This window comes from Sphingobium sp., from assembly GCF_035511395.1.
Classification (GTDB): Bacteria; Pseudomonadota; Alphaproteobacteria; order Sphingomonadales; family Sphingomonadaceae; genus Sphingobium.
The window spans coordinates 1-2,661 of record NZ_DATKFP010000253.1 but is presented as its reverse complement, the minus strand read 5'-3'; the positions used below and the strand labels follow the sequence as shown (position 1 = coordinate 2,661).

The following is a 2,661-nucleotide window of genomic DNA, read 5'->3' as shown; positions in this document are numbered from 1 at the left end:
ATATCCGTGCGGACTGGGCCATGGCTGCGTGGGGCTTCTGTTTCCGGCACCACTGGCCACTCGTCGATCGATGCGTGTCTTGCGGGAGTAGTCATTGGGCGATTAAGCGGTCATCGCAGGGGCCGCCAAGATTGTGCTGTATTCGCTGCCGTCGGGGCCTCGAACGGGCGCACCCCAGGGCGCTCGAGCTTGAGCCAGCAGCGCAGCCCATCTGGATCAATATCGTAGCCTTTGAAGCCGCGCTGAGGGGTGCGCTTAGGGGAAAGGTCCCAGATCAATTTCGCTTCAACGACACTTCAGCCGGTCAGCTGCTCGAAGAATCCGCCAGAATCTGTCTACTGTTCGCAAGGGCCCACAGGCGCTGGAGACTGCGTGATAGACTCCTACATCGGTTTGCGGCGCCTGTGCTCACGCTCGATAACGTTTGCCCCAACGAGCCTTCCTGTGAAATGCCGCTCGCGCTTGCCAGCCCCTCAATGCGTCGTTGCCTTATCGCAATCTGCGCCGCGATGCTCGATGCAGACTGTGACCCAACGGCGCGAAACGAGGACGAGCCGGTTGTCGACGTATGGGCGCGGATGGTCGATAGCATCGCACTCCAACAGTTCATTCAAGATCGTCAGGCGTGCTCGCCGACGTTGAAAAGAACAGTGGAAGCAGCGTGCCATCGGAACGAAAAAGTCGAGCGGATGTCCGCGTTACGGAGCGCCTCGACGGCCTACAAAACTCTCTTCCGTGACGCGGCCGGAAATGCGTTCTCTTCGCGCCATTAAGTACCCGCGAGCCTACGGATGGCAGGCGCATTTGGCCTCTAGCTGGCCGCACGCTTTTTAGCGGCAGGTGTCCATTAACTTAGGAGGTTGGCGGCGCGCACCTGAATGCGGCGCTTCTGCTGGATTTCATCAATTCCATCCCGTCCCGCGATTGGGCAACATGCGCCTATCCAAGCCGCTCAATTGGAAACGTCTCGCGACTACGAGCGGTCAGTCCGGTTATGGCCGGGGCCGGGACATTTCTGCCGTTTGGATGGGTTAGCCCGGATTGCGGATTCCGGGGTTATCGCGCGCACCATTCCGAGATGATCGCGCGCAGGATTCCGAGGTGATCGCGCGCAGCGTTCCGAGAATTATCCGCGCAGCATTCCGAGATGATCGCGCGCAGTTTGGGATGACGTGAAGCCTGATCGTTGGGACCAATTCACTGGCTGAGCAGCCAGGAGGATTGGATGCCGACGAGGAGGGTAATGATGCGCCATGTGCGCGAGATACTGAGGCTGAGCCTGGATGGCAGGCTATCGACGCGAGGTGTAGCAGAGCATGTCCGGACGGGGGCGACCACGGTACGCGACACGCTCAAGCCGCTCGACAGCGGCGACATGCAAGCACGGAGAGCCGGATGATGGGAAACTATCACGTCCGGTTCGGTGGGCGGGAGAGGCGTGTCCTCATCGAGGCACGACCCTCCCGACCCAATGCCGAGATGACGGCGGCTTTCACCTGTGCAACGCTCGGCATCCAGCCAACGGTGCGGCACTCGGATTACATCGGCGCGTGGCTCGAAGCAATGCGAGCCGATGAGAAGGCCATATTTCGGGCGGCAAGCGCAGCCAGCAAGGGCACCGACTATCTCCTCGCATTCGGGGGAGACGTGGCATGATGGGCTGGCTTTATCGACTGGAGCAGTATGTGCGCGAAGCGTTGCTGCGCGATGCCTTTCCCGAGTACGAAGACCCGCTAACACGCCGGGTTGCAAGAGCGGTGCATTCGCTGCCACCCTTCCACCGCCAGCTGTTCTGCCTCGTGCGCTACGATGGCTGGTCCTACGAGGAGATCGCGGCGCGCCTGGATATCAGCGTGCGGCGGGTGGAGATCGAGATGGGCCGCACAATCTTGCTGTTGAGCCGATCGGTGCGGCGGCAGGAGCGCAAGGGCTGGTGAACGATCGGCCGCGCCCGCTGCGGCGGGCGCGGCTGCTGATTGCTCAGGCGTAGTCCTCGACCGAATAGAACATGGGATTCTGCAGCCACTGGTCGATCGCGGCGCGACGCCAGCCGACGCATCGCTGTGCGATGCGCACCTGTCTGGGAAAGGTCCCGTCCTGAACCTTGCGATAGAGCGTCGCGCGCGACAGCCCTGTTTCCTTGAGCACTTGAGGTAGACGCACGAAGGCATTGGGAGAGGCGGTATTCACGTGGCGCATCCTTCCTTTTTCGAGGGTTGGATTGGCCGGCCACGAGTAGAATTGGGGCATCCTTGGAAAAGCGCAACTACCTGAGAAGTCGCGCCCGCGCCGGTTTGCACCGAACGACATGGTTCGGTGCACTCTGATGCACTCTGGTGCACTCCACCGGACGACATAAATTTTTTTGCCGAACGGCGCTGCGGCGGGCGTCGAACTGCCGTCATCCCGATCCAGGCGCGAACTTGCCCGGATTTTGAGCGATTGGCGAGCCGATTCGGCTCGCCGCCACATCGCCCGATCAGGATCGCGCCGCGCGGCGTGCGGGGCGGGCATGCCCTGTCACTTCCGCGACGTGGTCGACGAGCCGGACGATGATCTCGCGGACTTCGCCGCTGGCGAAGCCGCCGTCGTGAGGCTCTATCCCCTGCGCGCGGCTGAGGCTGTTCCATTTCCAGTAGGGCGACAGTACGGCCATCAGCC

The 2,661-nt window shown here is 61.9% G+C and carries 4 protein-coding genes and 1 pseudogene; 3 read left to right on the top strand and 2 right to left on the bottom strand.

Translation table 11 applies throughout. The features are described from left to right. Positions 1 to 1,225: 1,225 nt before the first annotated feature. Genes VMR39_RS18090 through VMR39_RS18080 form a run of 3 tightly spaced genes read left to right on the top strand, consistent with a single transcriptional unit; the run spans position 1,226 to position 1,937 of the window. Positions 1,226 to 1,399, top strand: a complete 174-nt coding sequence (locus VMR39_RS18090; RefSeq protein WP_325417643.1) for a hypothetical protein — start codon at positions 1,226 to 1,228, stop codon at positions 1,397 to 1,399. After that, on the top strand, positions 1,396 to 1,656 hold the full coding sequence (locus VMR39_RS18085) for a zincin-like metallopeptidase domain-containing protein (protein WP_414712548.1): 261 nt from the start codon (positions 1,396 to 1,398) through the stop codon (positions 1,654 to 1,656). The genes VMR39_RS18090 and VMR39_RS18085 overlap by 4 nt, the downstream gene beginning before the upstream one ends. Next, positions 1,653 to 1,937, top strand: coding sequence for an RNA polymerase sigma factor (locus VMR39_RS18080; protein WP_325417641.1), 285 nt, complete (start codon positions 1,653 to 1,655; stop codon positions 1,935 to 1,937). The genes VMR39_RS18085 and VMR39_RS18080 overlap by 4 nt, the downstream gene beginning before the upstream one ends. 43 nt (positions 1,938 to 1,980) lie before the next feature. On the opposite strand, the gene VMR39_RS18075 is transcribed toward VMR39_RS18080, so the two are convergent. Both VMR39_RS18075 and VMR39_RS18070 read right to left on the bottom strand, forming a co-directional pair. After that, positions 1,981 to 2,514, bottom strand: a complete 534-nt coding sequence (locus VMR39_RS18075) for a helix-turn-helix transcriptional regulator (protein ID WP_325417639.1) — start codon at positions 2,512 to 2,514, stop codon at positions 1,981 to 1,983. Then, positions 2,480 to 2,661, bottom strand: a pseudogene (locus VMR39_RS18070) (hypothetical protein); the annotation flags it as partial. The gene VMR39_RS18075 and the pseudogene VMR39_RS18070, both read right to left, overlap by 35 nt.

What these genes read in the sequence shown, in the direction of transcription:
- VMR39_RS18090 (WP_325417643.1), top strand. Translation starts at nt 1,226, where the DNA reads ATGCCGACGAGGAGGGTAATGATGCGCCATGTGCGCGAGATACTGAGG.
- VMR39_RS18085 (WP_414712548.1), top strand. Translation starts at nt 1,396, where the DNA reads ATGATGGGAAACTATCACGTCCGGTTCGGTGGGCGGGAGAGGCGTGTC.
- VMR39_RS18080 (WP_325417641.1), top strand. Translation starts at nt 1,653, where the DNA reads ATGATGGGCTGGCTTTATCGACTGGAGCAGTATGTGCGCGAAGCGTTG.
- VMR39_RS18075 (WP_325417639.1), bottom strand. Translation starts at nt 2,514, where the DNA reads ATGCCCGCCCCGCACGCCGCGCGGCGCGATCCTGATCGGGCGATGTGG.